This window comes from Kitasatospora sp. NPDC050543 (assembly GCF_044457565.1).
Lineage (GTDB): Bacteria > Actinomycetota > Actinomycetes > Streptomycetales > Streptomycetaceae > Kitasatospora.
Map to the genome: position 1 here is coordinate 98,193 of NZ_JBITGZ010000016.1, position 21,160 is coordinate 119,352.

The window sequence follows — 21,160 nt, forward strand, 5'->3', positions numbered from 1 at the left end:
GGGTGTATGCCTGTCAACATGCTGGTGAGCCGGCGCCCCGACTCGACGGACCTGGTGCTCCGTGAGGGCGGTGGCTCGCGGGCGTGGGCGGTGGGCGTGGCACTCACGGGTGTCGGGTACGCCTTGCTCGTCCCGTTGGTGCTGGTGGTGCCGACGCTGCTGGTGGCGCTCTGGTTGGCGCTCGCCGGGGCGGACGGGGAGTCGACGCTCGCGGTGGCCGGAGGGATCGCCGGGGCGGAGTACCTGATCGGGCTGCCGTTCGTCGCGGCGTACCAGGTCCGGCGGATCAGGCGGGTGGAGTTCGCGCCGGCCGAGGCGCCGCACTCGCTGCGGCTGGTCCGGGCCGGCCGGCCCGAGAGGTGGCTGCCGATCGCCGAGCTGGAGCAGGTCCGGCTGGAGCACACGGTGGTGGAGCCCTACCCGGGGGATCCGCGCCCGGGCCGGGCCACGCTCGCCCTCGTCCTGGTGCTGCGCGGCGGCGAGGAGCGGCTCACCCCCGTGGCGCCGGGCACCGACCCGCAGCGGCTGGCCGCCGCCCTGGAGGCGCTGCTGGGCGTGGCGGAACCCGCCCCGGGCCAACGGGGTGCGCCGGTGCCGGCGACCCCGGACAGCAGCGCTCCGGAGGCGGGCGGGCACCCGCAGGGGCCGCGGGTGGAGCTGGTCACCGAGCGTGTCGTGCGGGCGAAGCCGCAGCGCGGCTCGGGGTGGACGTCGGGCGGCTCGGCCTCGGCGGGCTCCGGCGGCGGCTGACCTGCGGCTGCTGCTCGGCGCGTGCCTGCCGGCTCTCGGTGGGCGCGGCCATGCCGTCCGGGGGCGCCGGTCGGGGCGCCGTCCTCGCTACTTCCGGGCGTTCAGCCGCCGGGTGGGTTCGGCCGTGCCCGGGTCCTCCGGCCAGGGGTGGCGCGGGTAGCGGCCGCGCAGTTCGGCGCGGACGGCGCGGTAGCCCTCCCGCCAGAAGGAGGCGAGGTCCCCGGTGACGGCGGCGGGCCGGCCGGCGGGGGAGAGCAGGTGGACCGTCAGCGGCACCCGGCCGCCCGCGAGTGCCGGGGCGGCCGCCCAGCCGAACAGCTCCTGGAGCTTGACGGCGAGCACCGGCCGCTCCTGGGAGTAGTCGACGCGGACGCGCGACCCGGAGGGCACGGTGATCCGCTCGGGCGCCAGCTCGTCCAGCCGCCCGGCCTCCCCGGTGGCCCAGGGCAGCAGCCGCCGCAGGGCGGCGGCGGTGTCGATCCGCTCCAGGTCGGCGCGCCGCCGGGCCCGGGAGAGCTCGGGCTCCAGCCAGTCGTCGGCCGCCGCGAGCAGCGCCGGTTCGCTGACGTCCGGCCAGGGGGCGCCGATGGCGCGGTGCAGGAAGTCCAGGCGCAGCCGCAGGCCCTCGGCCTCCGGCGGCCAGCGCAGCAGCCCGCCCGCGCCCTCCCTGGCCAGCCCCTCCAGCAGGGCGGCCCGGACCAGCGCGGGATCGGGCCGGCTGATCGCGGTGGAGGACAGTTCGAGGGCGCCCAGTGACTCGATCCTGCGCGCGGCCAGGTCTCCGCGCCGCCCGCCGGCGGGCACGCTCCAGCCGACCTCCGTCCGGCCGGTGAGCAGCGGCGCCCCGGCCAGCCGGGCGGTCGGCTCGTCCAGGGCGGCGGCGCGCAGCACCCGGGCGGAGGGTGATCCGGCGGGGCGGTCGGCGACCGCGACGGCGAGCCAGGGCAGGCCGGTGAGCGAGGTGCCGGGGGTGGTCTCGGCGGCGGTGCCCGAGGCCATCAGGTACGGGGTGCGGGTGCCAGGTTCGGGGCTTTCGTCGCGGGCCCTGGCGATCCGTTCGGGGAAGGCCAGGGCGACGACCAGGCCGGCCGCGAGGCCGTCCGCGGGGCCGGCGCCGGGGGTCTCCTCGATGCTGCGGCGCAGCCGGCGGGTTTCCTCGCGCCAGCGTCCGGCATAGGGGTCGTTGCCGTCGCGGACGGTGCGCCAGATGGCGCCGAGGTCGTCGCCGAGGGCGCGCGGCGGTTCTTCGGAGAGCAGGGCGACGAGTTCGGCGGCGCGGCGGGAGCCGACCTGCGGGGCGCCGTCCAGCAGGGCACGGGCGAGGCGGGGGTGGAGTCCGGTGCGGGCGATCCTGGTGCCGCGGGCGGTGGCGCGGCCGTCGGCGTCGAGGGCGCCGAGGGCCTGGAGGGTCTGCCGGGCGGCGGCCATCGCGCCGGCGGGCGGCGGGTCGGGCAGGGCGAGGCCGCGGGCGTCGGGGTCTCCCCAGCAGGCGGCCTGGAGGGCGAAGGAGGTGAGGTCGGCGAGGGCGATCTCGGGGGTGGGGAAGCGTGCGGCGCGGGCGTCCTCGGCCTGGTCCCAGCAGCGGTAGACGGCGCCGGGTGCCTCGCGTCCGGCGCGTCCGGCGCGCTGGCGGGCGGCGGCGAGCGAGGCTCGGACGGTGACCAGGGTGGACAGGCCGCGGGCGTGGTCGGTGCGTGGTTCGCGGGCCAGGCCGCAGTCGACGACGACGCGTACGCCGGGGACGGTCAGTGAGGATTCGGCGACCGAGGTGGCGAGGATGATCCGGCGGCCGTGGCCGGTGGTGAGCGCGGCGTCCTGGACGGACTGCGGTGCCCGGCCGTGCAGTTGCAGCACCTCCGTGCCGGTGTCGGTGAGCAGGCCGGCGACCCGGGCGATCTCGCCGACGCCGGGCAGGAAGCAGAGCAGGTCGCCGTGCCGTTCGGCCAGTGCGCGGCGGACGGTGGCGGCGACGTGCTCCAGCAGCAGGGGGTCGGTGCGGGTCCCTTGCGGGGGGCGCACGGCGCGTGGCGGGGGCGCCCAGTGCACGTCGACGGGGTGCGAGGTGCCGTGCGCCTCGATCACCGGCGCGGGCCGGCTGCCCGCGCCCTCCGCGCCCGCACCCGCGCCCTCCGCGCCCGCCCCTTCGCCCGCGCCGAGCAGGGCGGCCCAGGCGTCGGTGTCGGAGGTGGCCGAGGCGCAGACCAGCCGAAGGTCGGGGCGCAGGGTGGCGCGTACGTCGAGCAGGAAGGCGAGCGCGGTGTCGGCGTCCAGGTGCCGTTCGTGGCACTCGTCCAGGATCACGGCGTCGACGCCGGCGAGCTCGGGGTCGCGTTGCAGCCGCTGGAGCAGGACGCCGGTGGTCAGCACCTCGACGGTGGTCTGCGGGCCGGCCCGCCGCTCGCCGCGCATCGCGTACCCGACCCGTCCGCCCGGCTGTTCGCCGAGCAGCCAGGCCATCCGCCGGGCCGCCGCCCGGACGGCCAGCCGGCGCGGTTCGGCGACCAGGACCTTCCGGGCGGGCGAGGGGAGTTCGGGGACGAGCCCGGCGAGGGCGAGCGGGACGAGGGTGGTCTTGCCGGTGCCGGGCGGCGCCGCCAGCACGGCCGCGCCCCGCTCGTCGAGTGCGCGCAGCAGCGCGGGGACGGCGGTGCGGACGGGCAGTTCGAGCCAGGCGGGGTTCACCCCCGTAGTCTCCCCGACCGCCCGCCCCGCCGTGGAGCGAGGGGCCGGGCGGTGGGGGAGCGTGCGCGGGCGTCAGTCCCGCTGCGAGACGAAGATCGCGGTGCCGGGGATGAGCCGGCCGCGCAGCGGGCTCCAGCCGCCCCACTCCTGGTCCAGGTCCTGCGGCCACTGCGGCTCGACCAGGTCCAGCAGGCGGAAGCCGGCCGCGGTCAGCTCCCGGACCCGGTCGCCCAGGGTGCGGTGGTGCTCGACGTAGGTGGCCTGCCCGTGCTCGTCCTGCTCGACGTAGGGGGTGCGGTCGAAGTAGGAGGCGGTGGCGGTCAGGCCCTCCACGCCGGGCTCGTCCGGGAAGGCCCAGCGGATCGGGTGGGTCACCGAGAACACCCAGCGGCCGCCGGGGCGCAGCACCCGGTGCACCTCGCGCATCAGCTCCTCGGTGTCGGCGCTGAAGGGCACCGCGCCGTAGGCGGAGCAGGCGAGGTCGAAGGAGGCGTCGGCGAAGGGCAGGACGGCGGCGTCGGCCTGGACGACGGGGACGAGGGCGCCGCCGCGGGCGAGGTCGATCCGGCGGGAGTGCTGGAGCTGGCGGAAGGAGATGTCCAGGGCGACGGGCCGGGCTCCCTGGGCGGCGAGCCAGCGGGAGCACTGCGCGGCGCCGGCGCCGATCTCCAGGACGCTGCGGCCGCGCAGGGTGCCGGGGGCGCCCAGCAGGTGGGCGTCGGCCTCGTCGAGGCCCTCGGGGCACCAGGTGAAGCGGTCGTCGCCGAGGAACTCGCCGTGTTCGTCCTGGTACTCGTCGGCGTTGCGGTCCCACCAGTGCCGGCTGGCGCGGCTGCTCTCGGTGGCCTCGGCCTCGCGGCGTACGGCGTCGTTGTCGTCGTCTTCGGCGAGCAGATCAGGGGTGGTGGCCAAGGTGCTAATGCCCGTCGCGTAGGGTGGTGGCTGCGGAAAGCGCCGCTGTCCGACTTTGTCCCGTACGGGTCATGATCGGGCGGTGGCATCCGGGGAGCGGGCCCCTGCGGCTGCCACCCGGCACATCTGGTTTCGATCTGGTGTGCGGGGCGCAATTGGAGGATATGGCCTGATCCATACCGGCCTCCACCGTCTCGCCGCTGTTGGCGTTGACCGTGCCTGGCTGTCCCCGTATGCTACAAGTTGCGCTGCGGGCCTGCGCGCCTCGGACGGAGCAGGTCGCGCTCGCATCTGTCGAAGACCCCACGGTCGCAAGACGGACACCACTTTCCCGGTACTTCGGTACCCATGGGCGGTCGGTGCGCCGTGCTCTTGACTGTCCGGCTTTCGGTGGGAGCGATACGGGCCCTCCGCGTGGCATTACCTACGACTTCATGTCCGTACCGGAGCCCTTTTCCTAATGACGAGCCCCACCGACTCCTCCCTCAGCACCACCCCGCAGGTTGCGGTCAACGACATCGGCGACGCTGAGGCCTTCCTCGCGGCGATCGACGAGACCATCAAGTACTTCAACGATGGCGACATCGTCGAGGGCATCATCGTGAAGGTCGACCGTGACGAGGTCCTCCTCGACATCGGTTACAAGACCGAGGGTGTCATCCCCTCCCGCGAGCTCTCGATCAAGCACGACGTTGACCCGCACGAGGTCGTCAAGGTCGGCGACGAGATCGAGGCCCTGGTTCTCCAGAAGGAGGACAAGGAGGGTCGTCTGATCCTGTCCAAGAAGCGTGCGCAGTACGAGCGCGCCTGGGGCACGATCGAGAAGATCAAGGAAGAGGACGGCATCGTCACCGGTACCGTCATCGAGGTCGTCAAGGGTGGTCTCATCCTCGACATCGGCCTCCGTGGCTTCCTGCCGGCCTCGCTCGTCGAGATGCGCCGCGTCCGCGACCTCCAGCCCTACGTGGGCAAGGAGCTCGAGGCCAAGATCATCGAGCTGGACAAGAACCGCAACAACGTGGTCCTGTCCCGCCGTGCCTGGCTGGAGCAGACCCAGAGCGAGGTCCGCCAGACCTTCCTCACCACCCTGCAGAAGGGCCAGGTGCGCTCCGGCGTCGTCTCCTCGATCGTCAACTTCGGTGCCTTCGTGGACCTGGGTGGCGTCGACGGTCTCGTGCACGTCTCCGAGCTGTCCTGGAAGCACATCGACCACCCGTCCGAGGTTGTCGAGGTCGGCCAGGAGGTCACCGTCGAGGTTCTCGACGTTGACATGGACCGCGAGCGCGTCTCCCTGTCGCTGAAGGCGACCCAGGAGGACCCGTGGCAGCAGTTCGCCCGTACGCACCAGATCGGCCAGGTCGTCCCGGGTAAGGTCACCAAGCTGGTTCCGTTCGGTGCGTTCGTCCGCGTGGACGAGGGCATCGAGGGTCTGGTCCACATCTCCGAGCTGGCCGAGCGCCACGTGGAGATCCCGGAGCAGGTCGTCCAGGTCGGCGACGAGATCTTCGTCAAGGTCATCGACATCGACCTCGAGCGTCGTCGCATCAGCCTCTCGCTGAAGCAGGCCAACGAGTCGCTCGGTGCCGACCCGGCGTCGGTCGAGTTCGACCCGACCCTGTACGGCATGGCTGCCTCGTACGACGACCAGGGCAACTACATCTACCCGGAGGGCTTCGACCCCGAGGCGAACGACTGGCTGCCCGGCTTCGAGAAGCAGCGTGAGGAGTGGGAGCGCCAGTACGCCGAGGCGCAGTCCCGCTTCGAGCAGCACCAGGCCCAGGTCATCAAGAGCCGTGAGGCCGACGCCGAGGCCGCTGCCGAGGGTGGCGACGCCGTCGCCGCCGCCGCCGGTGGCTCGTACTCCTCCAGCAGCGACGAGGGCTCCGGCGCTCTCGCTTCGGACGAGGCGCTCGCCGCGCTGCGCGAGAAGCTGGCCGGTGGCCAGAGCTGAACCCAGCGGTGAGGCTGCCCTGCGGCAGCTGATCGGTTGACAGGCATGACAGCAGGCCCCCGCCCGGGGAACCGGGCGGGGGCCTGCTGCTGTTCGCGCGGGTTCCGCACGGCGCTCCGCCGGCCGCCGGCCGGTGTTCACCAGGTGAAGGAATGGTGTGATATGGCGCTCATCCCACACCCCTGGGCCTTTCAGGGCTTAGCGCCTACCTTGGGATGAGTTGCCCGATTGGGCCCCATCCGGCCCCAAGAGCAAGGCGCCCGCGTACATGCGACGAAGCACCGCTGTGACCGCCGAATCCAAGCCGCCCGTCGGCCGTCAGGTCGACGGGCGGCTCGCTGCCCTCGGCCGGTTCTGCTTCCGCCACCGGCGGTGGGTGCTCGGCGTATGGGCCGTGGTCCTGGTGGTCGGCGTCCTGATCGGCGGGCGGGTGTTCGAGGGCACCGTCGCCGGTGGCTCCACCGGCTCCTCCGAGTCGGCCAGGGGTGCCTCGGTGGTCGCCGCGGCCGACCCGGCCGAGGGCGTGGTCACCGCGGTGGTGGACGGCGCACCCGTCGACCGCCAGGACGTCAAGGCCGCCGTCACCAGCGCCACCGCCGACATCGCCCGCCTGCCCGGGGTCGGCTCCGCCGCCGACACCTACTCCGCGGGCCCCGCGCTGCGCTCCACCGACGGCAACGCCGGCCTGGTCACCGTCCGGATGGACGACGGCAGCGGCAAGGCCCAGCTGGACGCCGTCACCCAGCGCCTGGCGGCGATCGACGCCCCCGGTACGCATGTCACCGTCGGCGGTGACCTGGTCCTCCAGCAGGAGGTCAAGCACCAGACCGAGAAGGACACCCGGTTCGGTGAGATCGTCACGCTGCCGTTGACGCTGATCGTGATGGTCCTGGTCTTCGGGGGCCTGGCCGCCGCGAGCCTGCCGGTGATCGGTGCCATCGCCTCGGTCGGCGGGGCACTGCTCGCCATGTTCGGATTCAGCCAGATCATGGACATCGACACCAGCGTGCTGCCGATCGCCACCGTGCTGGGCCTGGGCCTGTCGATCGACTACGCGCTGCTGATGGTCAACCGCTTCCGGGAGGAACGCGGCCACGGCGCCGTCATCGCCGCGGCCGTCGAGCGGACCACCGCCACCGCCGGGCGCACCGTCGCCTTCTCGGGGCTCACCGTCGCCGTCGCGCTCTCCGGCCTGTTCATCTTCACCAACCCCGTGCTCGGTGCCGTCGCGGCGGCCGGTGTGAGCGTGGTGGTGATCGCCGTCGCCGCCGCGCTCACCCTGATCCCCGCCCTGCTCGGCTTCGCCGGCCACCGGATCAGGACACCGGCCGCGCCCGTACCCGACGAGGGCTTCTTCAGCCGGACGGTACGCCGGGTGCGCAAGCGCGCCGTCCCGGTGGCGCTGCTCTGCACCGCGCTGCTGGTGGCGGCCGGGGCGCCGTTCGCGAGCGCCGAGATGCGCAACTCCGGTGCGTCGGTGCTGCCCGCGAGCTCGGCCGGCCGGCAGGTGTCCGAGACCATCGACCAGCGCTTCCCGCAGGCCGCGGCGGCCCCCGTCACCGTGGTCGTCAAGGCCGCGCCCGCCGTCGCCCAGGCGTACGCCGACGAGGTGGTGGCCAAGCTGCCGGGCGTCAGTGGTGTACGGGCCGTCACGCCGGTGGGTGAGCAGCTGAGCACCGTTGACGTCCTGGTGCACGGCGACCCGCAGGGCGACCGGGCCAAGCAGGTGGTGAAGGAGCTGCGCGCCGACCGGGGCGGCCTGAAGACCTATGTGACCGGCGGCGCCGCCTCGGTGGTGGACTTCCAGCACGAGCTGCTGACCCGCGGCCCGTGGGCGCTGGGCATGGTGGCGCTCGGCACGCTGATCCTGCTGTTCCTGATGACGGGCTCGCTGGTGATGCCGGTCAAGGCGCTGCTGATGAACCTGCTCTCGCTCGGCGCCTCGCTGGGCGCGCTGACGCTGGTCTTCCAGGACGGCTGGTTCAGCGGCCTGCTCGGCTTCAGCCCGGCCGACGGCCTGGAGACGTTCATACCGGTGCTGGTCTTCGCTTTCGCCTTCGGGCTCTCGATGGACTACGAGGTGTTCCTGCTCGCCCGGATCAAGGAGCTGCGCGACCGCGGGCACAGCTGCACCCGGGCCGTGGAGCTGGGGCTCCAGCGCAGCGGAAAGATCATCACCTCGGCGGCGCTGCTGATGGTGATCGTGTTCGCCGGGTTCGCCGCCGGGGACATGCTGATGGTCAAGCAGATGGGCATCGCCCTCGCCGTCGCCGTCGCGGTGGACGCCACCCTGGTGCGCTGCCTGCTGGTACCGGCCGCGATGACGCTCTTCGGCGAGTTCAACTGGTGGGCGCCCGCCCCGCTGCGCCGCCTGCACCGGCGGTTCGGGCTGAGCGAGCACCTGGAGCTGCCGCCGATCGAGGCCGCCGTCAGCCTGCCCGGTCAGCGCACCGCTGCCCCGCTGGTCGCCGCCGCGCAGCAGTGAGCGCCCGGGCCGGCCGTCAGCTGCGGGCCCGGTAGGCGCGCATCGACAGCGGGACGAACACCGCCGCGATGCCGGCCGCCCAGACCAGCGACCAGAACACCGGAGCCGCGACCGGGCCGCCGGTCAGCAGGCCCCGGAAGGCGTCCGAGATCTGTGTGACCGGATTGACCTTCACCCAGCCCTGGAGCCAGCCCGGCATGGTGTCCACCTGCACGAACGCGCTGCTGGTGAAGGTGATCGGGAACAGCAGGGTGAACGCGAAGACCTGGACCTTCTCCGGGTCGCCCGCCAGCATCCCGACCAGCACCGCGGTCCACGAGAACGCGGCCGTGAAGAGCAGCAGCAGTGCGATCGCCGCGACGAAGCCGCCGAGGCCCGTGGTGATCCGGAAGCCGAGCAGCGTACCCAGGCCGACCATCAGCAGCATCGCCCAGAGCTGTTTGCACAGGTCGGCGGCGATCCGCCCGAGCAGCGGAGCCGAGCGGGCGATCGGCAGGCTGCGCAGCCGGTCGAACACACCCTTGGTGAGGTCGGTGTTGAGCGCCATCGCGGTGTACATGGTGGTGAAGAGCGCGTTCTGGACGATGATCCCGGCGAGCGCGTACTGTAGGTAGGCCTGCGGGGAGCCGGCCATCTGCCCGCCGAAGACGTAGGTGAACAGCACCACGAACATGATCGGCGTGATCGAGAAGTCGATCAGCTCCAGCGGGTTGTGCTTGACCGAGACCAGGCTGCGCCAGGCCATGGTGGCCGTCTGCCGCACGGCGGGCAGCGGCCGGACCTTGCCCCCGGCGGTGAGCTGCGGGGTGCCCGCGACGCTGGTCATGGCAGCCTCGCCGTGCTGCGGTCGTCATCCGGTTCGCTCTCGTCCTCGCCGTCGCCGGGTGCGGCCCGGTGGCCGGTGAGGGCAAGGAACACCTCGTCCAGGCTGGAGCGGCGCAGGGCCAGCTCGCCGACCGGGATGCCCGCCTGGTCGAGCCGGCGGACGACGGCGGGCATCAGCTCGGGGTCGTTGACGGGGGCGGTGATCAGCTCGCCCTCGATCTGGGTCTGCGGCCCGGCCGCGGCGCTGACCAGGGCGTGTGCCCGGGCGAGATCGCCGGGGCGGACCGGGCGCAGTTGCAGCACCTGGCCGCCCACCTGGGACTTGAGCTCGTCGGGTGTGCCGCCGGCGATCACCCGGCCGTGGTCGATCACCACGATCTCGTCGGCGAGCCGGTCGGCCTCGTCGAGGTACTGGGTGGTGAGCAGGGCGGTGACGCCCTCGGCCACCAGGGCGCGCAGCAGCTCCCAGAGTTCGCCGCGGCTGTGCGGGTCCAGGCCGGTGGTGGGCTCGTCGAGGAAGAGGATCTGCGGGCGGCCGACCAGGCTGGCGGCGAGGTCCAGGCGCCGGCGCATGCCGCCGGAGTAGGTCTTCGTCGCGCGGCCGGCCGCCTCGCTGAGCTGGAACCGGGCCAGCAGGTCGGCGGCGCGGGCGCGGGCTTCGCCCCGGGGCAGGCCGAGCAGTCTGCCGATCATCAGCAGGTTCTCGGTGCCGGTGAGGTTCTCGTCGACGGCGGCGTACTGGCCGGTCAGGCCGACCAGGGCGCGGACCCGCCCGGCCTCGCGCACCACGTCGTGGCCGGCGACCAGGGCCCGGCCGCCGTCGGGACGCAGCAGCGTGGCGAAGATCCGGACGGCGGTGGTCTTGCCGGCGCCGTTGGGGCCGAGCAGGCCGAGGACGGTGCCGGAGCGGGCGACCAGGTCGACCCCGGCCAGGGCCTCGGTCTCTTTGAATCGTTTGACCAGGCCTTCCGCCTGGATCGCGTAGGTCACGGCCGGCCTCCGCTGGGCAGCTGGGGTGGGTGCAGGCTCGGGCGAGTGCATCCACTCCACTGTGCCGCAGGGCTGTGACGCGTGCCCGTGACGGGTCAGTGGCAGGATTTCCCGAAGCCCGGGGCGGGCCCGGCGATCGCGCCGATGCTGCCGCACGTGGCGGCGGCCGGGCCGGCGGTGCCGAGCAGCAGGCCGAGCATGGCGGCGGTGACGAGCAGGGTCTTGCGGGCGGTGGTCACGGCGGGTCTCCGCGCCGAGCGGGTGGTGTGCGGTGTTCAGCGGGCGGGCCGCGGTGCGGGGAACCTCGGTTCACCCGTACGCCGGTCTGCGCCCCGCCGGGAACTCGGGCGCGGGAACCCCGGTGCGGGGCTCAGCCGAGGCGGTGCAGCAGGTCGACGCTGCGGCGCAGGAGCTGCTGCTCCTGCGGGGTGAGCCGCTCGGTGATCGCGGCCGCGATCCGGCTCTCGCGCCGTGCGCGCTGGGCGTGCAGGGCCTCGATGCCCGCCGGCGTGGCGGTGACCAGCAGTTTGCGCCGGTCGGTGGGGTGCGCCTGCTGGCCGACCAGGCCGGCCTCGGTCAGCAGGCTGACGGTGCGGGCCATCGACTGGTGCCGTACCCGCAGGTGCCCGGCGAGTTCGCTGGTGGTGTGCGGCCCCTCGCGGACCAGGCGTCCCAGTACGGCCGCCTGGTTCTGCGGCAGGACATCGTCCACCCGTAGGCCGCGGACCAGGGCGCCGATGGCGGTGCGCAGGTCCGCGGCGAGTTCGAGCGGGTCGAGGGGCGGTGGCGTGGACGTCATGGGTCAAGCCTAGCGGCAGGATGTACAGCAGAACTGCACAGCATTGCTGTATGGTCGCTGATATGCGACTGACCAAGCTGGGCCATGCCTGTGTACGCCTGGAGCGCGGCGGCACCACCGTCGTGATCGACCCGGGGATGTTCACCGAACCGGACGCCTTCGCGGGCGCCGACGCCGTACTGATCACCCATGAGCACTTCGACCACTTCGCCGAGGAGCGCCTGCGCGCCGCCCTGGCCGCCGACCCGGCACTGCGGGTGTGGACCAACGGCGCGGTGGCCGCCAAGCTGGACGGCGTCGCGCAGCGGGTGAGCGTCGTCGGTGAGGGGGACGCCTTCGAGGTGGGCGGCATCGGTGTCACCGTGCACGGCGAGTGGCACGCGGTGATCCATCCGGAGATCCCCCGGGTCGGCAACATCGGCTTCGTGCTGGACGGCCGGGTCTTCCACCCGGGCGACGCGCTGACCGTGCCGCCGCACCCGGTGGACACCCTGCTGCTGCCGATCGCCGGCCCCTGGAACAAGCTCGGCGAGCTGATCGACTACGTCCGCGAGGTCGGGCCCCGGCGGGCGCTCGCCATCCACGAGGCCGTGCTCAGCGAGGTGGGGCAGGCGATCAGCGCCCGGCTGCTCGGTGAGGGCGGCCCCGGCACCGGCGCCGAGTTCGCCCGGCTCGCCGCCGGCGAGCAGCTAGACCTGGGCTGACGCCCGATCCCCTCCGGCGGTTCGGCCCCGGCCGGCGGGGCTCGACCGGGGCCGAGCCCCGCCGGTAGCCTGGCGCCATGCTGAAGATCGGACTCACGGGCGGGATCGGCGCGGGCAAGAGCGAGGTGTCGCGGCTGCTCGCCGGGCACGGAGCGGTGATCGTCGACTCCGACCTGATCGCGCGTGAGGTCGTGGCGCCGGGCACCGAGGGGCTGAGGTCCGTGGTCGCCGAGTTCGGCCCCGGGGTGCTCCAGGGCGACGGCTCGCTCGACCGGCCCGCGCTCGGGGCCGTGGTCTTCGCCGACGCGCAGAAGCTGAGCGCACTGAACGCGATCGTCCACCCGCTGGTCCGGGCCCGCTCGGCCGAGCTGGAGGCGGCCGCCGCCCCCGACGCCGTCGTCGTGCACGACGTCCCGCTGCTGGCCGAGAACGGCCTCGCGCCGCTGTACGACCTGGTCGTGGTGGTGGACGCGGCCGACGAGGTCCGCCTGGAGCGCCTGACGCGGCTGCGCGGCATGGCCGAGGCGGAGGCGAAGGCCCGGATGGCCGCCCAGGCGACCCGGGAGGACCGGCTCGCCGTCGCCGATCTGGTGATCGACAACAGCGGGCCGCTGGAGCTGCTGGCCCCGCGGGTCCAGGAGGTCTGGGCGCAGCTGAAGGCCCGCCAGGCCTGAGGCGTCCCGGGCGGTCCCGGGCCGCGGGTGGCCCTGGGCCGCAGCCCGCCCGGGGGCTCCCGGCGCTCCAGGGCCCCCCGGGGCGGCTCAGCGCGGCTGGATCAGGTCCCAGCGGTTGCCGTAGAGGTCCTCGAAGACGGCGACCGAGCCGTACTCCTCGTGCCGGGGCTCCTCCAGGAAGGTCACACCGGCCGCGCTCATCCGCCGGTGGTCGCCCTCGAAGTCCTCGGTGTTCAGGAACAGCCCGACCCGCCCGCCGGTCTGGTCGCCGATCCGGGCCAGCTGCTCGGGCTTGGAGGGCCGGGCCAGCAGCAGTGCGCTCTCGCGTGCCCCGCGCGGGGCGACCACCACCCAGCGGCCGCCGTCCCCGCGCGGGGAGTCCTCACGCAGCTCGAAGCCGACCGCGTCGACGTAGAAGGCGATCGCCTCGTCGTAGTCGCGCACGAGCAGGGTGGTCAGTCCGATGTGGGCCATGCGGCGATCGTGCCACACCGGCCCACGCCGACCGCGTCCCCGCCGGGCGCGGGCGACCTGGCCCCGCCCCCCGGCGCGGACGGCCGGGCCCACCGCTCCACCGCTACGGCTTGCGCCCGACGCCCGCCCAGATCGCGACCCGCTCGTCGGTGGGCTGCGCGGGCTGGTCGGGGCGCCACAACGGAGCGGTGACCAGCCCCGGCTCGGCCAGCTCCAGCCCGTCGAAGAACCGCAGCACCTGCTCGTGGCTGCGCATGGTCAGCTGGGCGGAGGCGTTGCGGTAGAGCGCCGATCCCTTGGCCGCCTCGGCGGGGGTGGCGAAGTCGCCGGTGGCGTGCGAGAGGGCGAGCATGCTGCCCGGCGGCAGCGCGTCCACCAGCCGCCGGACGATCGCGTACGGGTCGTCCTGCTCGTCGATGAAGTGCAGGACGGCCAGCAGCAGCAGGCCTACCGGCTGCCCGGAGTCGAGCAGCTTGCGGACCTCGGGGGTGTCGAGGATGCCCTGCGGGTCGCGCAGGTCCGCCCGGGCGACGACGGCGCTGCCGTGGCTCGCCCCGGCCAGCAGGGCGCGGCTGTGCACCAGCACGATCGGGTCGTTGTCGAGGTAGACCACCCGGGTGTCCGGCTCTATCGCCCGGGCGGCCTCGTGGGTGTTGCCCGCGGTGGGGATGCCGGTACCGATGTCGAGGAACTGCTTGATGCCCTGCTCCGCGAGGTGGCGCACGGCGCGGCCGAGGAACGCCCGGTTGGCCAGCGCGCTGATGCGCACCAGCGGGCCGAGCGCGAGGACCTTCTCGGCGGCCTCGCGGTCGGCCGGGAAGTTGTCCTTCCCGCCGAGGTAGTAGTCGTACATCCGGGCCGGGTGGGGGATCTCGGGATGCAGGTCGGTGGGCGTGCGCCGCTCGTCGCCCTCGCCGGACAACCAGTCCTGTGTGATGTCCTGATGATCGGTCATCCGTGCCTCCCCGTAGGCTGATCCACCCCGTTTCCGGCAGCATAGGTGCGAGTCGGGGCCGGGAACGACCGCTTTCGGTAACTCGCACGGCGGCTCCACCGGCCCCCCGCACCACCGGTACCCCATCCGCACCGGCTACCCCACCGGGTCGGCCGCCGCCCCGGGCTCCGGCCCCGACGCGGGATCGCGGGTGAGCAGGTACCGGGCGCCCGGGCCGGCCGTGCCCGCGCGGTCGTCGGCGTTGTAGAGCGCGCATTTCGACAGCGACAGGCAGCCGCAGCCGATGCAGCCGGTCAGCTTGACCTTGAGCTGCTCCAGCTCGGCGATCTGCTCGTCGATCCTGGACTGCCAGGACTGCGCGACGCCGTTCCACTCGGCCGGGCTGGGTGCGCGGTTCTCGGGCAGGCGGTCCAGGGCGGTGCGGGCCTCCTCCAGCGAGAGTCCGACCCGCTGGGCGGCCCGCACGAAGGCGACCCTGCGCAGCGCGGCCCGGGCGAAGCGCCGCTGGCCGCCGGTGGTGCGCTCGGAGTGGATCAGCCCGAGGCTCTCGTAGTAGCGCAGTGCGGAGGTGGCGAGCCCGCTGCGCCGGGAGAGCTGACCGATGGTCAGCAGGTCATGTCGGTTCGGTCCCATGGCAGTAGAGGATAGCGCTTGACCTCAAGCTGACTTGAAGTTGCAAGCTCTTCCCATGACCACCGCAGAGACCACCGCAGAGATCACCGCAGGCCGCGCCGCAGCGGCCATCGCGCCGCCGCCGCACGAGTTCCAGGACCTGTCCCGCCTGCTGGCCCTGATGACGGGCGCCGAGAAGCACGGGCCCGCCGCCACCTCCACCCTCGACGTCCTCTGGGTCCTCTACGACCGGGTGCTGCGCGTGGGCCCCGACACCGCCGGCAGCCGCGACCGCGACCGCTTCCTGCTCTCCAAGGGCCACGGCCCGATGGCCTACTACGCGGTGCTCGCCGCCAAGGGATTCCTGTCGCCCGACGTGCTGCCGAGCTTCGGCGGGTACGACTCGCCGCTCGGCCACCACCCGGACCGGCTGCTCGTCCCCGGGGCGGAGATCTCCTCCGGTTCGCTCGGGCACGGCCTGCCGCTGGCGGTGGGCACCGCGCTCGGGCTCCGGGCCCAGAGCCTGACCGACCCCGCGGTGTGGGTGCTGGTCGGGGACGCCGAGTTCGACGAGGGCTCCAACCACGAGGCGGTGGCCTTCGCCGGGGCGGCCGCGCTGGATCGGCTGCACACCGTCGTCATCGACAACTCCTCGGCCACGCACGGCTGGCGCGGTGGCATCGCGGCCCGCTTCGAGGCCGAGGGCTGGTCGACGGCGACCGTCGACGGCCGCGACCACCAGGCCCTCTACGAGGCCTTCACCACCCCGCACCCGGGCCGGCCGCACGCCGTGGTCGCCCGCGTCGAGCCCAAGAACCTGTGAGCCCCTGACCTCTGACCCCCTGCTCTCCTCCCCTCCTCCCTCCTTCGCCCCGAACCACCGCCACCGCAAGGGACTTCACCGATGGACACCATGCGCGAACGCTTCCTGGACGTCACCACCCGCCTGCTCGACGAGGACCCGCGGCTGGCCGTCGTGCTCGCCGACATCAGCGCCGCCGGCTTCAGCACGGCCGCCGAGCGCCACCCCGAGCGGGTGATCAACGTCGGCATCCGCGAGCAACTGCTGATCGGCGCGGCCGGCGGCCTGGCACTGGCGGGCCTGCGCCCGATCGCCCACACGTTCGCCAGCTTCCTGGTCGAGCGCCCCTTCGAGCAGGTCAAGCTGGACCTCGTCCACCAGGGCGTCGGCGCGGTCCTGGTCAGCGCCGCCGGCTCCTACGACTGGCCCGCCGGGGGCCGCACCCACATGTCCCCGGGCGACGTCGCGCTGCTGGACACCCTCCCCGACTGGACGGTCCACGTGCCCGGCCACCCCGACGAGGCCGAGACCCTGCTGCGCCACGCCGTCGCGGACGGCGACCGCAACGTCTACGTCCGCCTCTCCGAGCACCGCAACGCGGCGGCCCGGCCGGTGACACCGGGCCGGTTCAGCACGATCCGCACCGGCCGGGGCGGCGTGGTGCTGGCCGTCGGCCCGATGCTGGACGCCGTCCTGGAGGCCACCGAGGGCCTGGACGTCACCGTCCTGTACGCCGCGACCGTGCGGCCCTTCGACGCGGAGGGTCTGCGCGCGGCCGTCGGCGGGCCGGCGCAGGCGGTCATCGTCGAGCCGTACCTGGCGGGCACCTCGCAGCGTGAGGCGCACCTGGCCCTGGACGCCCTGCCGCACCGGGTCCTGGCCCTGGGCGTGCCCAAGGCCGAGCACCGCCACTACGGCTCCATCGACGAGCACCTCGCCGCGTACGGCCTGGACGCCCGCTCACTGCGCGAGCGGATCGCCGGCTTCCTGCGCTAGCGGCTTGCGGGCACCCCGTCCGTCAGGCCGTGCGCACCACGGCGCAGGCCTGCGGCGCCAGTACCAGAGCGTCGCCCGGCGCGCCGGGCTCCTCGGCGCTCGGCTCGTACCCGCCGAACGCCGCGAGCACCCCGTCGTACCGGCCGCCGAGCGGCACGGCGCGGGCCTCGGTCGGGTCGAGGTTGACCGCGACCCGGTACGGGCCCCGGTGCACCACCAGCCAGCGCTCCCGCTCGTCGTGGCGGACCCGGACGGCCCCGAGATCCCCGTCGCCGAGCTCCGGGTGGGCGCGCCGCAGCCGGATCAGCGTCCGGTACCAGTCGAGCAGGGCGGCGTGCGGCTGCCGCGCCGGCTCGCTCCAGTCCAGCGTCGAGGCCAGCACGGTGGCCGGCGCCTGTGGGTCGGGGATGTTCTCGGCCTGCCAGCCGTGTTCGGCGAACTCCCGCCGCCGGCCCTGGCGGACGGCCTCCGCGAGGCCCGGGTCGGTGTGGTCGGTGAAGTACTGCCAGGGCGTGCCGGCGCCCCACTCCTCGCCCATGAACAGCATCGGTGTGAACGGCGAGGTGAGCACCAGCGCCGCACCGGCGGCGAGCGGCCCGGGGCCGAGGGCGGCGGAGAGCCGGTCGCCCAGGGCCCGGTTGCCGACCTGGTCGTGGGTCTGCAGGTAGCCCAGCAGCCGGTGCCCGTACCCGGTGGGGAACGGCCGGCCGTGGCTGCGGCCCCGGGAGGAGGACCAGCTGCCGTCGTGGAACCAGCCGCCGGTGAGCACCTTGGCGAGCGCGGCCAGCGGCTCGCGGGCGAAGTCGCCGTAGTAGCCGCGGGATTCGCCGGTCAGGGCGGCGTGCAGGGCGTGGTGGAGGTCGTCGCTCCACTGGGCGGTGATGCCCTGGCCGCCGCACTGGCGGGGGGTGGTGGTGCGCGGGTCGTTGAGGTCGGACTCCGCGATCAGGAACAGCGGGCGGCTGGTGGCGGCCGCCAGCCGGTCGACCTCGGTGGCGAGCTGCTCCAGGAAGTGCACCGCCCGGGTGTCCACCAGGGCGTGCACGGCGTCCAGTCGCAGGCCGTCGATCCGGTAGTCGCGCAGCCAGGCCAGCGCGCTGCCGATCAGGTACTCCCGCACCTCGTCGGAGCCGGGGGCGTCCAGGTTGACGGCCGAACCCCAAGGGGTGTGGTGGCGGTCGGTGAAGTACGGGCCGAAGGCGGGCAGGTGGTTGCCGGACGGGCCGAGGTGGTTGTGCACAACGTCCAGGACGACGCCCAGGCCCTTGCGGTGAGCGGTGTCGACAAATCGCTTCAATCCGTCGGGGCCGCCGTACGGCTCGTGCACGGCCCAGAGCGAGACCCCGTCGTAGCCCCAGCCGTGCCGCCCCGGGAACGGGCTCACGGGCATCAGCTCGACGAAGTCCACGCCGAGATCGACCAGGTGGTCGAGCCTGGCGGCGGCCGCGTCGAAGGTCCCCGCCGGGGTGAAGGTGCCCACGTGCAGCTCGTACAGCACCGCGCCGGGCAGCGGACGCCCGCGCCACCGGCTCTCGGACCAGCGGAAGGCGTCGTGGTCCACCGGCCGGCTCGGCCCGTCCGGTCCGAACGGCTGGCGGGCGGAGCGGGGGTCGGGCAGCGCCGGGCCGGCGCCGTCCAGGCGGAAGGCGTAGTCGCCGGCGGGCGCGGTGCCGTGCCACCAGCCCGCCCGTCCGGGCACCGGCTCCAGGTGGAAGCGGCTGCCCTCGATCTCGACCTCCACCCGGGAGGCCTGCGGAGCCCACACCTCGTACCTGCTCACGCCCGCCCCCCGCGCGAAGTGTCCCCGGCCCCGCGCTGCCCGGCCCCGGGGTGCCCGCCCCCACGTTCCGCGGGCGCGCCCGGCGGCCGTGGCGCCCCGCGGGTGAGCAGCGCGACCGGGTAGCGGGCGAACAGCTCGGCGGCCGGTACCGGGCCCGGCGGATGGCGGCGCAGGCTCAGCAGGTCCGTCCACTCGTCGCCGCCACCGCCGGGCAGCTCCAGTACGGTGTCCTGCCAGCCGCCGGCCCGCTCCAGCCCGAACGGGAGCCGGGTGACGGCGGTGACCACGTCCTCGCCGCGGGCGAAGGCCAGCAGGTGGTCCGAGGCCATGTCCCGGGTGGCCAGGCGGCGGTAGCGGCCGAGCGGGCGCTCGCGGCGCAGGTGCAGCGCGGTCGCGGTGAGGTGGAGCTTCTCCCGGGCCAGATCGGCGCCGACGGCGCTCAGCCGGGCGGTCGCCGCGTCGGTCAGCCGCACGGCGAGCGCGCCCAGGTCCACCGGCCCGCGGTTGTCCGGGTCGACCAGTGTGTACAGCGGCTCCTCGCTGCCCTGGTACACGTCCGGCACCCCCGGCACGGTCAGGTGCAGCAGCGCGGCGGACAGGCTGTTGACGCGGGCGTAGGGCGCGATGGCCTCGACGAAGCCCTCGATCCGCGGCAGCAGCCCCGGGTGGCCGTACACCGCGCGGGCGTAGTCGGTCAGGGCCCGCTCGAAGCGGGTGTCCGGGGCCGTCCAGGAGGTCTGGAGCTTGGCCTCCCGGGCGGCCTTGAGCAGCGCCGTCACCAGGCGCTCGGGGCTCAGCGGCCAGGCGGCGACCAGGGTCTGCCAGAGCAGCCAGGCACCGTTGCGGTCGGGGCCGGGGCCGGCGGCGCGGGTCCAGGCCTCGGCCTCGTCGGCCCACAGCTGCGGCTGCTCGGCGAGCACGGCGAGCCGGGCGCGGGCGTCCGCGCTGCGCTTGGTGTCGTGGGTGGAGAGCACCGTCATGGTGTGCGGCCAGTGCTGCTCGATGTACTCGCACCAGCTGTGGAAGGCGTCCCGGCTCAGGCCCGGCCTGGCCGGCTCGCCACCCACCTCGTTCAGGCTGAGCAGGGCGTTCCAGCGGTAGAAGGCGGTGTCCTCGACGCCCTTGGCGGCGACGGCGGAGGCGGTCTGCGCGAAGCGGACGCAGAACTCGTCCTTGGCGGGGCCGCTGCCGAGCCGGCCCAGCGTCAGCGCGGCCACCAGCCGGTCCGTCCCGGACGGCTGCCCGTCCTCCTCGCCCAGCGCGGCCCGCACCTGCTCGACCGCGGCCTCGGGTGCGTTCTCGCCGGGGCGTACGTAGGGGCGGTAGACGGGGTAGCGGGTGAGCAGCCGGTGCAGGGACTCGCGCAGCTGCCAGGGGGAGTGGTCGGCGAGAGCCGGGTCCTCGGCGCAGATCCGCCCGGCGAGCCGCACCAGCCGCTCCACCTCGGCGGCCAGTTCCCCGTGCGGGGAGGTCAGTTGGGCCCGCCCCCGGTGGGCGGCGGCCAGCGCGGGGTGCGGGTCGGTGCACAGCGGCCGGTCTGCCCGCGGGTGCCCGTCCGCGCCGGCGGTGAAGTGCTCGTAGGCGCCGGCCAGCCGGGCGGCGCCGGAGTGGTCGGTGAGGACGCCGTCGATGCGCCGCAGGGCGTCGTAGCCGGTGGTGCCGGCGCACGGCCAGTCGGCGGGCAGCAGCTCCTCGCCGGTGAGGATCTTCTCGACCACGGTGTACGCGCCGCCGGTGGCCTCGGCCAGCCGCTCCAGGTAGCCGCGCGGGTCGGCCAGGCCGTCGGGGTGGTCGATCCGGAAGCCGTCCAGGACACCGTCGGCGTGCAGCCGCAGCAGTGTCGCGTGGGTGGCCTCGAACACCTCGGGGACCTCGACCCGGACCGCGATCAGGTCGTTCACGGTGAAGAAGCGGCGGTAGTTGAGCTCGGTGCGGGCCAGCTGCCACCAGGCGAGGCGGTACCACTGGCGTTCCAGCAGTTCGGCCAGCGGCAGCCGCTCCGTGCCGGGCCGCAGCGGGAAGGTGTGCTCGTGGTGGCGCAGCACGTCGCCGTCGACGGTCAGTTCGCCGAGCACCGCGCCCAGCCGGTCGCCGAGCAGCGGCAGCAGCAGCCGGCCGCGCTCGGGTGCGTCCACCGGGCCGGGCTGGGCGCTCCAGTCGATGTCGAACCAGCGGGCGTACGGGGAGTCGGGGCCGTCCCGCAGGACGTGCCATAGCGGCTGGTTGAGCCGCTCGGGGACGGGCACGGCCATGTGGTTGGGCACCACGTCGGCGATCAGCCGCAGGCCGTGCCGGTGTGCCTCGGCGGCGAGTGCGCGCAGCGCCTGCTCGCCGCCGAGCTGCTCGCTGATCCGGCCGTGGTCGACGGTGTCGTACCCGTGGGTCGAGCCGGCCACCGCCTCCAGCAGCGGGGAGAGGTGTAGGTGTGAGACGCCGAGCGCGGCCAGGTACGGCACGCCGGCGGTGGCGTCGTGGAGGGTGAAGCCGGGCTGGAGCTGGAGGCGGTAGCTGGCGCTGGGGGCCTGCCCGGCGGGGGTGGCGGCGGGGGTCTGCGGTCCGGTGGAGGTCTGCGCGGTGGCGGGGCCGTGCGCGGCGGTGCGGGCCGGGGTGTCACCGGCCGGGCGTGGCTGCGCGGGCTCGGCGGCGTAGGTCATGGGGTGATGCCTACCCGCCGGAGCGCGCGGCTATGGCCGCTGTCGAGCGAACGGGTGAACCCGGTGCCGCTCGGGCGTGGCGCCGGCCGGGACCCGCCGCGCCCGGGGCGGTGAG

Annotated in this window: 18 protein-coding genes; 7 read left to right on the forward strand and 11 right to left on the reverse strand. The window is 74.4% G+C overall.

The genetic code is table 11. From position 1 onward, the window contains the following. Positions 1–6: 6 nt before the first annotated feature. The gene (locus ACIBH3_RS20800; RefSeq protein WP_396313494.1) at positions 7–750 is read left to right on the forward strand and encodes a hypothetical protein; all 744 of its coding nucleotides are present in this window, start codon (positions 7–9) and stop codon (positions 748–750) included. Between the two features lie 87 nt (positions 751–837). Here ACIBH3_RS20800 and hrpB read toward each other — a convergent pair whose 3' ends face one another. Continuing rightward, positions 838–3,432: an ATP-dependent helicase HrpB gene (gene hrpB, locus ACIBH3_RS20805; protein WP_396313495.1), complete on the reverse strand. Its 2,595-nt coding sequence runs from the start codon at positions 3,430–3,432 to the stop codon at positions 838–840. A gap of 72 nt (positions 3,433–3,504) precedes the next feature. Continuing rightward, a complete protein-coding gene (locus ACIBH3_RS20810) occupies positions 3,505–4,344 on the reverse strand; it encodes a class I SAM-dependent methyltransferase (protein WP_396313496.1) in 840 nt (279 codons plus the stop codon). 460 nt (positions 4,345–4,804) lie between these two features. Between ACIBH3_RS20810 and rpsA the strand changes: the two genes are divergently transcribed. After that, a complete protein-coding gene (gene rpsA, locus ACIBH3_RS20815) occupies positions 4,805–6,295 on the forward strand; it encodes a 30S ribosomal protein S1 (RefSeq protein WP_396313497.1) in 1,491 nt (496 codons plus the stop codon). Positions 6,296–6,581: 286 nt separating this feature from the next. Then, entirely contained in the window at positions 6,582–8,780 is a 2,199-nt protein-coding gene (locus ACIBH3_RS20820; RefSeq protein ID WP_396313498.1) for an MMPL family transporter, read from the forward strand. A 16-nt stretch (positions 8,781–8,796) separates the two neighbouring features. On the opposite strand, the gene ACIBH3_RS20825 is transcribed toward ACIBH3_RS20820, so the two are convergent. The 4 genes from ACIBH3_RS20825 to ACIBH3_RS20840 form a co-directional block, all read right to left on the reverse strand. Further along, positions 8,797–9,606, reverse strand: a complete 810-nt coding sequence (locus ACIBH3_RS20825) for an ABC transporter permease (protein WP_396313499.1) — start codon at positions 9,604–9,606, stop codon at positions 8,797–8,799. After that, the gene (locus ACIBH3_RS20830; RefSeq protein ID WP_396313500.1) at positions 9,603–10,595 is read right to left on the reverse strand and encodes an ATP-binding cassette domain-containing protein; all 993 of its coding nucleotides are present in this window, start codon (positions 10,593–10,595) and stop codon (positions 9,603–9,605) included. The genes ACIBH3_RS20825 and ACIBH3_RS20830 overlap by 4 nt, the downstream gene beginning before the upstream one ends. A 95-nt stretch (positions 10,596–10,690) precedes the next feature. After that, positions 10,691–10,834, reverse strand: coding sequence for a hypothetical protein (locus tag ACIBH3_RS20835; protein WP_396313501.1), 144 nt, complete (start codon positions 10,832–10,834; stop codon positions 10,691–10,693). A 131-nt stretch (positions 10,835–10,965) separates the two neighbouring features. Then, the gene (locus tag ACIBH3_RS20840) at positions 10,966–11,394 is read right to left on the reverse strand and encodes a MarR family winged helix-turn-helix transcriptional regulator (RefSeq protein WP_396313502.1); all 429 of its coding nucleotides are present in this window, start codon (positions 11,392–11,394) and stop codon (positions 10,966–10,968) included. 62 nt (positions 11,395–11,456) lie between these two features. On the opposite strand from ACIBH3_RS20840, the gene ACIBH3_RS20845 reads away from it, so the two are divergent. Both ACIBH3_RS20845 and coaE read left to right on the forward strand, forming a co-directional pair. Continuing rightward, positions 11,457–12,098: an MBL fold metallo-hydrolase gene (locus tag ACIBH3_RS20845; RefSeq protein ID WP_396313503.1), complete on the forward strand. Its 642-nt coding sequence runs from the start codon at positions 11,457–11,459 to the stop codon at positions 12,096–12,098. 77 nt (positions 12,099–12,175) lie between these two features. Beyond that, positions 12,176–12,772 (forward strand): dephospho-CoA kinase, encoded by a 597-nt coding sequence (coaE, locus tag ACIBH3_RS20850; protein ID WP_396313504.1) that lies wholly within the window; start codon positions 12,176–12,178, stop codon positions 12,770–12,772. Between the two features lie 87 nt (positions 12,773–12,859). Here coaE and ACIBH3_RS20855 read toward each other — a convergent pair whose 3' ends face one another. From ACIBH3_RS20855 to soxR, 3 genes are all read right to left on the reverse strand, one after another. Next, a complete protein-coding gene (locus ACIBH3_RS20855) occupies positions 12,860–13,246 on the reverse strand; it encodes a VOC family protein (RefSeq protein WP_396313505.1) in 387 nt (128 codons plus the stop codon). 103 nt (positions 13,247–13,349) lie between these two features. Then, the gene (locus ACIBH3_RS20860; protein WP_396313506.1) at positions 13,350–14,201 is read right to left on the reverse strand and encodes an SAM-dependent methyltransferase; all 852 of its coding nucleotides are present in this window, start codon (positions 14,199–14,201) and stop codon (positions 13,350–13,352) included. A gap of 135 nt (positions 14,202–14,336) precedes the next feature. Continuing rightward, positions 14,337–14,834, reverse strand: a complete 498-nt coding sequence (soxR, locus tag ACIBH3_RS20865; RefSeq protein WP_396313507.1) for a redox-sensitive transcriptional activator SoxR — start codon at positions 14,832–14,834, stop codon at positions 14,337–14,339. 55 nt (positions 14,835–14,889) lie between these two features. Between soxR and ACIBH3_RS20870 the strand changes: the two genes are divergently transcribed. Then, the gene (locus tag ACIBH3_RS20870) at positions 14,890–15,636 is read left to right on the forward strand and encodes a transketolase (protein ID WP_396313508.1); all 747 of its coding nucleotides are present in this window, start codon (positions 14,890–14,892) and stop codon (positions 15,634–15,636) included. 81 nt (positions 15,637–15,717) lie between these two features. After that, positions 15,718–16,611: a transketolase family protein gene (locus tag ACIBH3_RS20875; protein WP_396313509.1), complete on the forward strand. Its 894-nt coding sequence runs from the start codon at positions 15,718–15,720 to the stop codon at positions 16,609–16,611. 22 nt (positions 16,612–16,633) lie between these two features. Here the strand turns inward: ACIBH3_RS20875 and treZ are convergent, their stop codons facing one another. Both treZ and treY read right to left on the reverse strand, forming a co-directional pair. After that, complete coding sequence (gene treZ / locus ACIBH3_RS20880) at positions 16,634–18,391, reverse strand: malto-oligosyltrehalose trehalohydrolase (RefSeq protein ID WP_396313510.1); 1,758 nt, start codon at positions 18,389–18,391, stop codon at positions 16,634–16,636. Continuing rightward, positions 18,388–21,045 carry a malto-oligosyltrehalose synthase gene (gene treY, locus ACIBH3_RS20885; protein ID WP_396313511.1) on the reverse strand — a complete coding sequence of 886 codons (2,658 nt, stop codon included), beginning with the start codon at positions 21,043–21,045 and terminating at the stop codon, positions 18,388–18,390. Before treY ends, treZ begins: the two co-directional genes overlap by 4 nt. Positions 21,046–21,160: the final 115 nt, after the last annotated feature.

What these genes read in the sequence shown, in the direction of transcription:
- ACIBH3_RS20800 (WP_396313494.1), top strand. Translation starts at nt 7, where the DNA reads ATGCCTGTCAACATGCTGGTGAGCCGGCGCCCCGACTCGACGGACCTG.
- rpsA (WP_396313497.1), top strand. Translation starts at nt 4,805, where the DNA reads ATGACGAGCCCCACCGACTCCTCCCTCAGCACCACCCCGCAGGTTGCG.
- ACIBH3_RS20825 (WP_396313499.1), bottom strand. Translation starts at nt 9,606, where the DNA reads ATGACCAGCGTCGCGGGCACCCCGCAGCTCACCGCCGGGGGCAAGGTC.
- ACIBH3_RS20840 (WP_396313502.1), bottom strand. Translation starts at nt 11,394, where the DNA reads ATGACGTCCACGCCACCGCCCCTCGACCCGCTCGAACTCGCCGCGGAC.
- ACIBH3_RS20845 (WP_396313503.1), top strand. Translation starts at nt 11,457, where the DNA reads ATGCGACTGACCAAGCTGGGCCATGCCTGTGTACGCCTGGAGCGCGGC.
- coaE (WP_396313504.1), top strand. Translation starts at nt 12,176, where the DNA reads ATGCTGAAGATCGGACTCACGGGCGGGATCGGCGCGGGCAAGAGCGAG.
- ACIBH3_RS20855 (WP_396313505.1), bottom strand. Translation starts at nt 13,246, where the DNA reads ATGGCCCACATCGGACTGACCACCCTGCTCGTGCGCGACTACGACGAG.
- ACIBH3_RS20860 (WP_396313506.1), bottom strand. Translation starts at nt 14,201, where the DNA reads ATGACCGATCATCAGGACATCACACAGGACTGGTTGTCCGGCGAGGGC.
- soxR (WP_396313507.1), bottom strand. Translation starts at nt 14,834, where the DNA reads ATGGGACCGAACCGACATGACCTGCTGACCATCGGTCAGCTCTCCCGG.
- ACIBH3_RS20870 (WP_396313508.1), top strand. Translation starts at nt 14,890, where the DNA reads ATGACCACCGCAGAGACCACCGCAGAGATCACCGCAGGCCGCGCCGCA.
- ACIBH3_RS20875 (WP_396313509.1), top strand. Translation starts at nt 15,718, where the DNA reads ATGGACACCATGCGCGAACGCTTCCTGGACGTCACCACCCGCCTGCTC.
- treY (WP_396313511.1), bottom strand. Translation starts at nt 21,045, where the DNA reads ATGACCTACGCCGCCGAGCCCGCGCAGCCACGCCCGGCCGGTGACACC.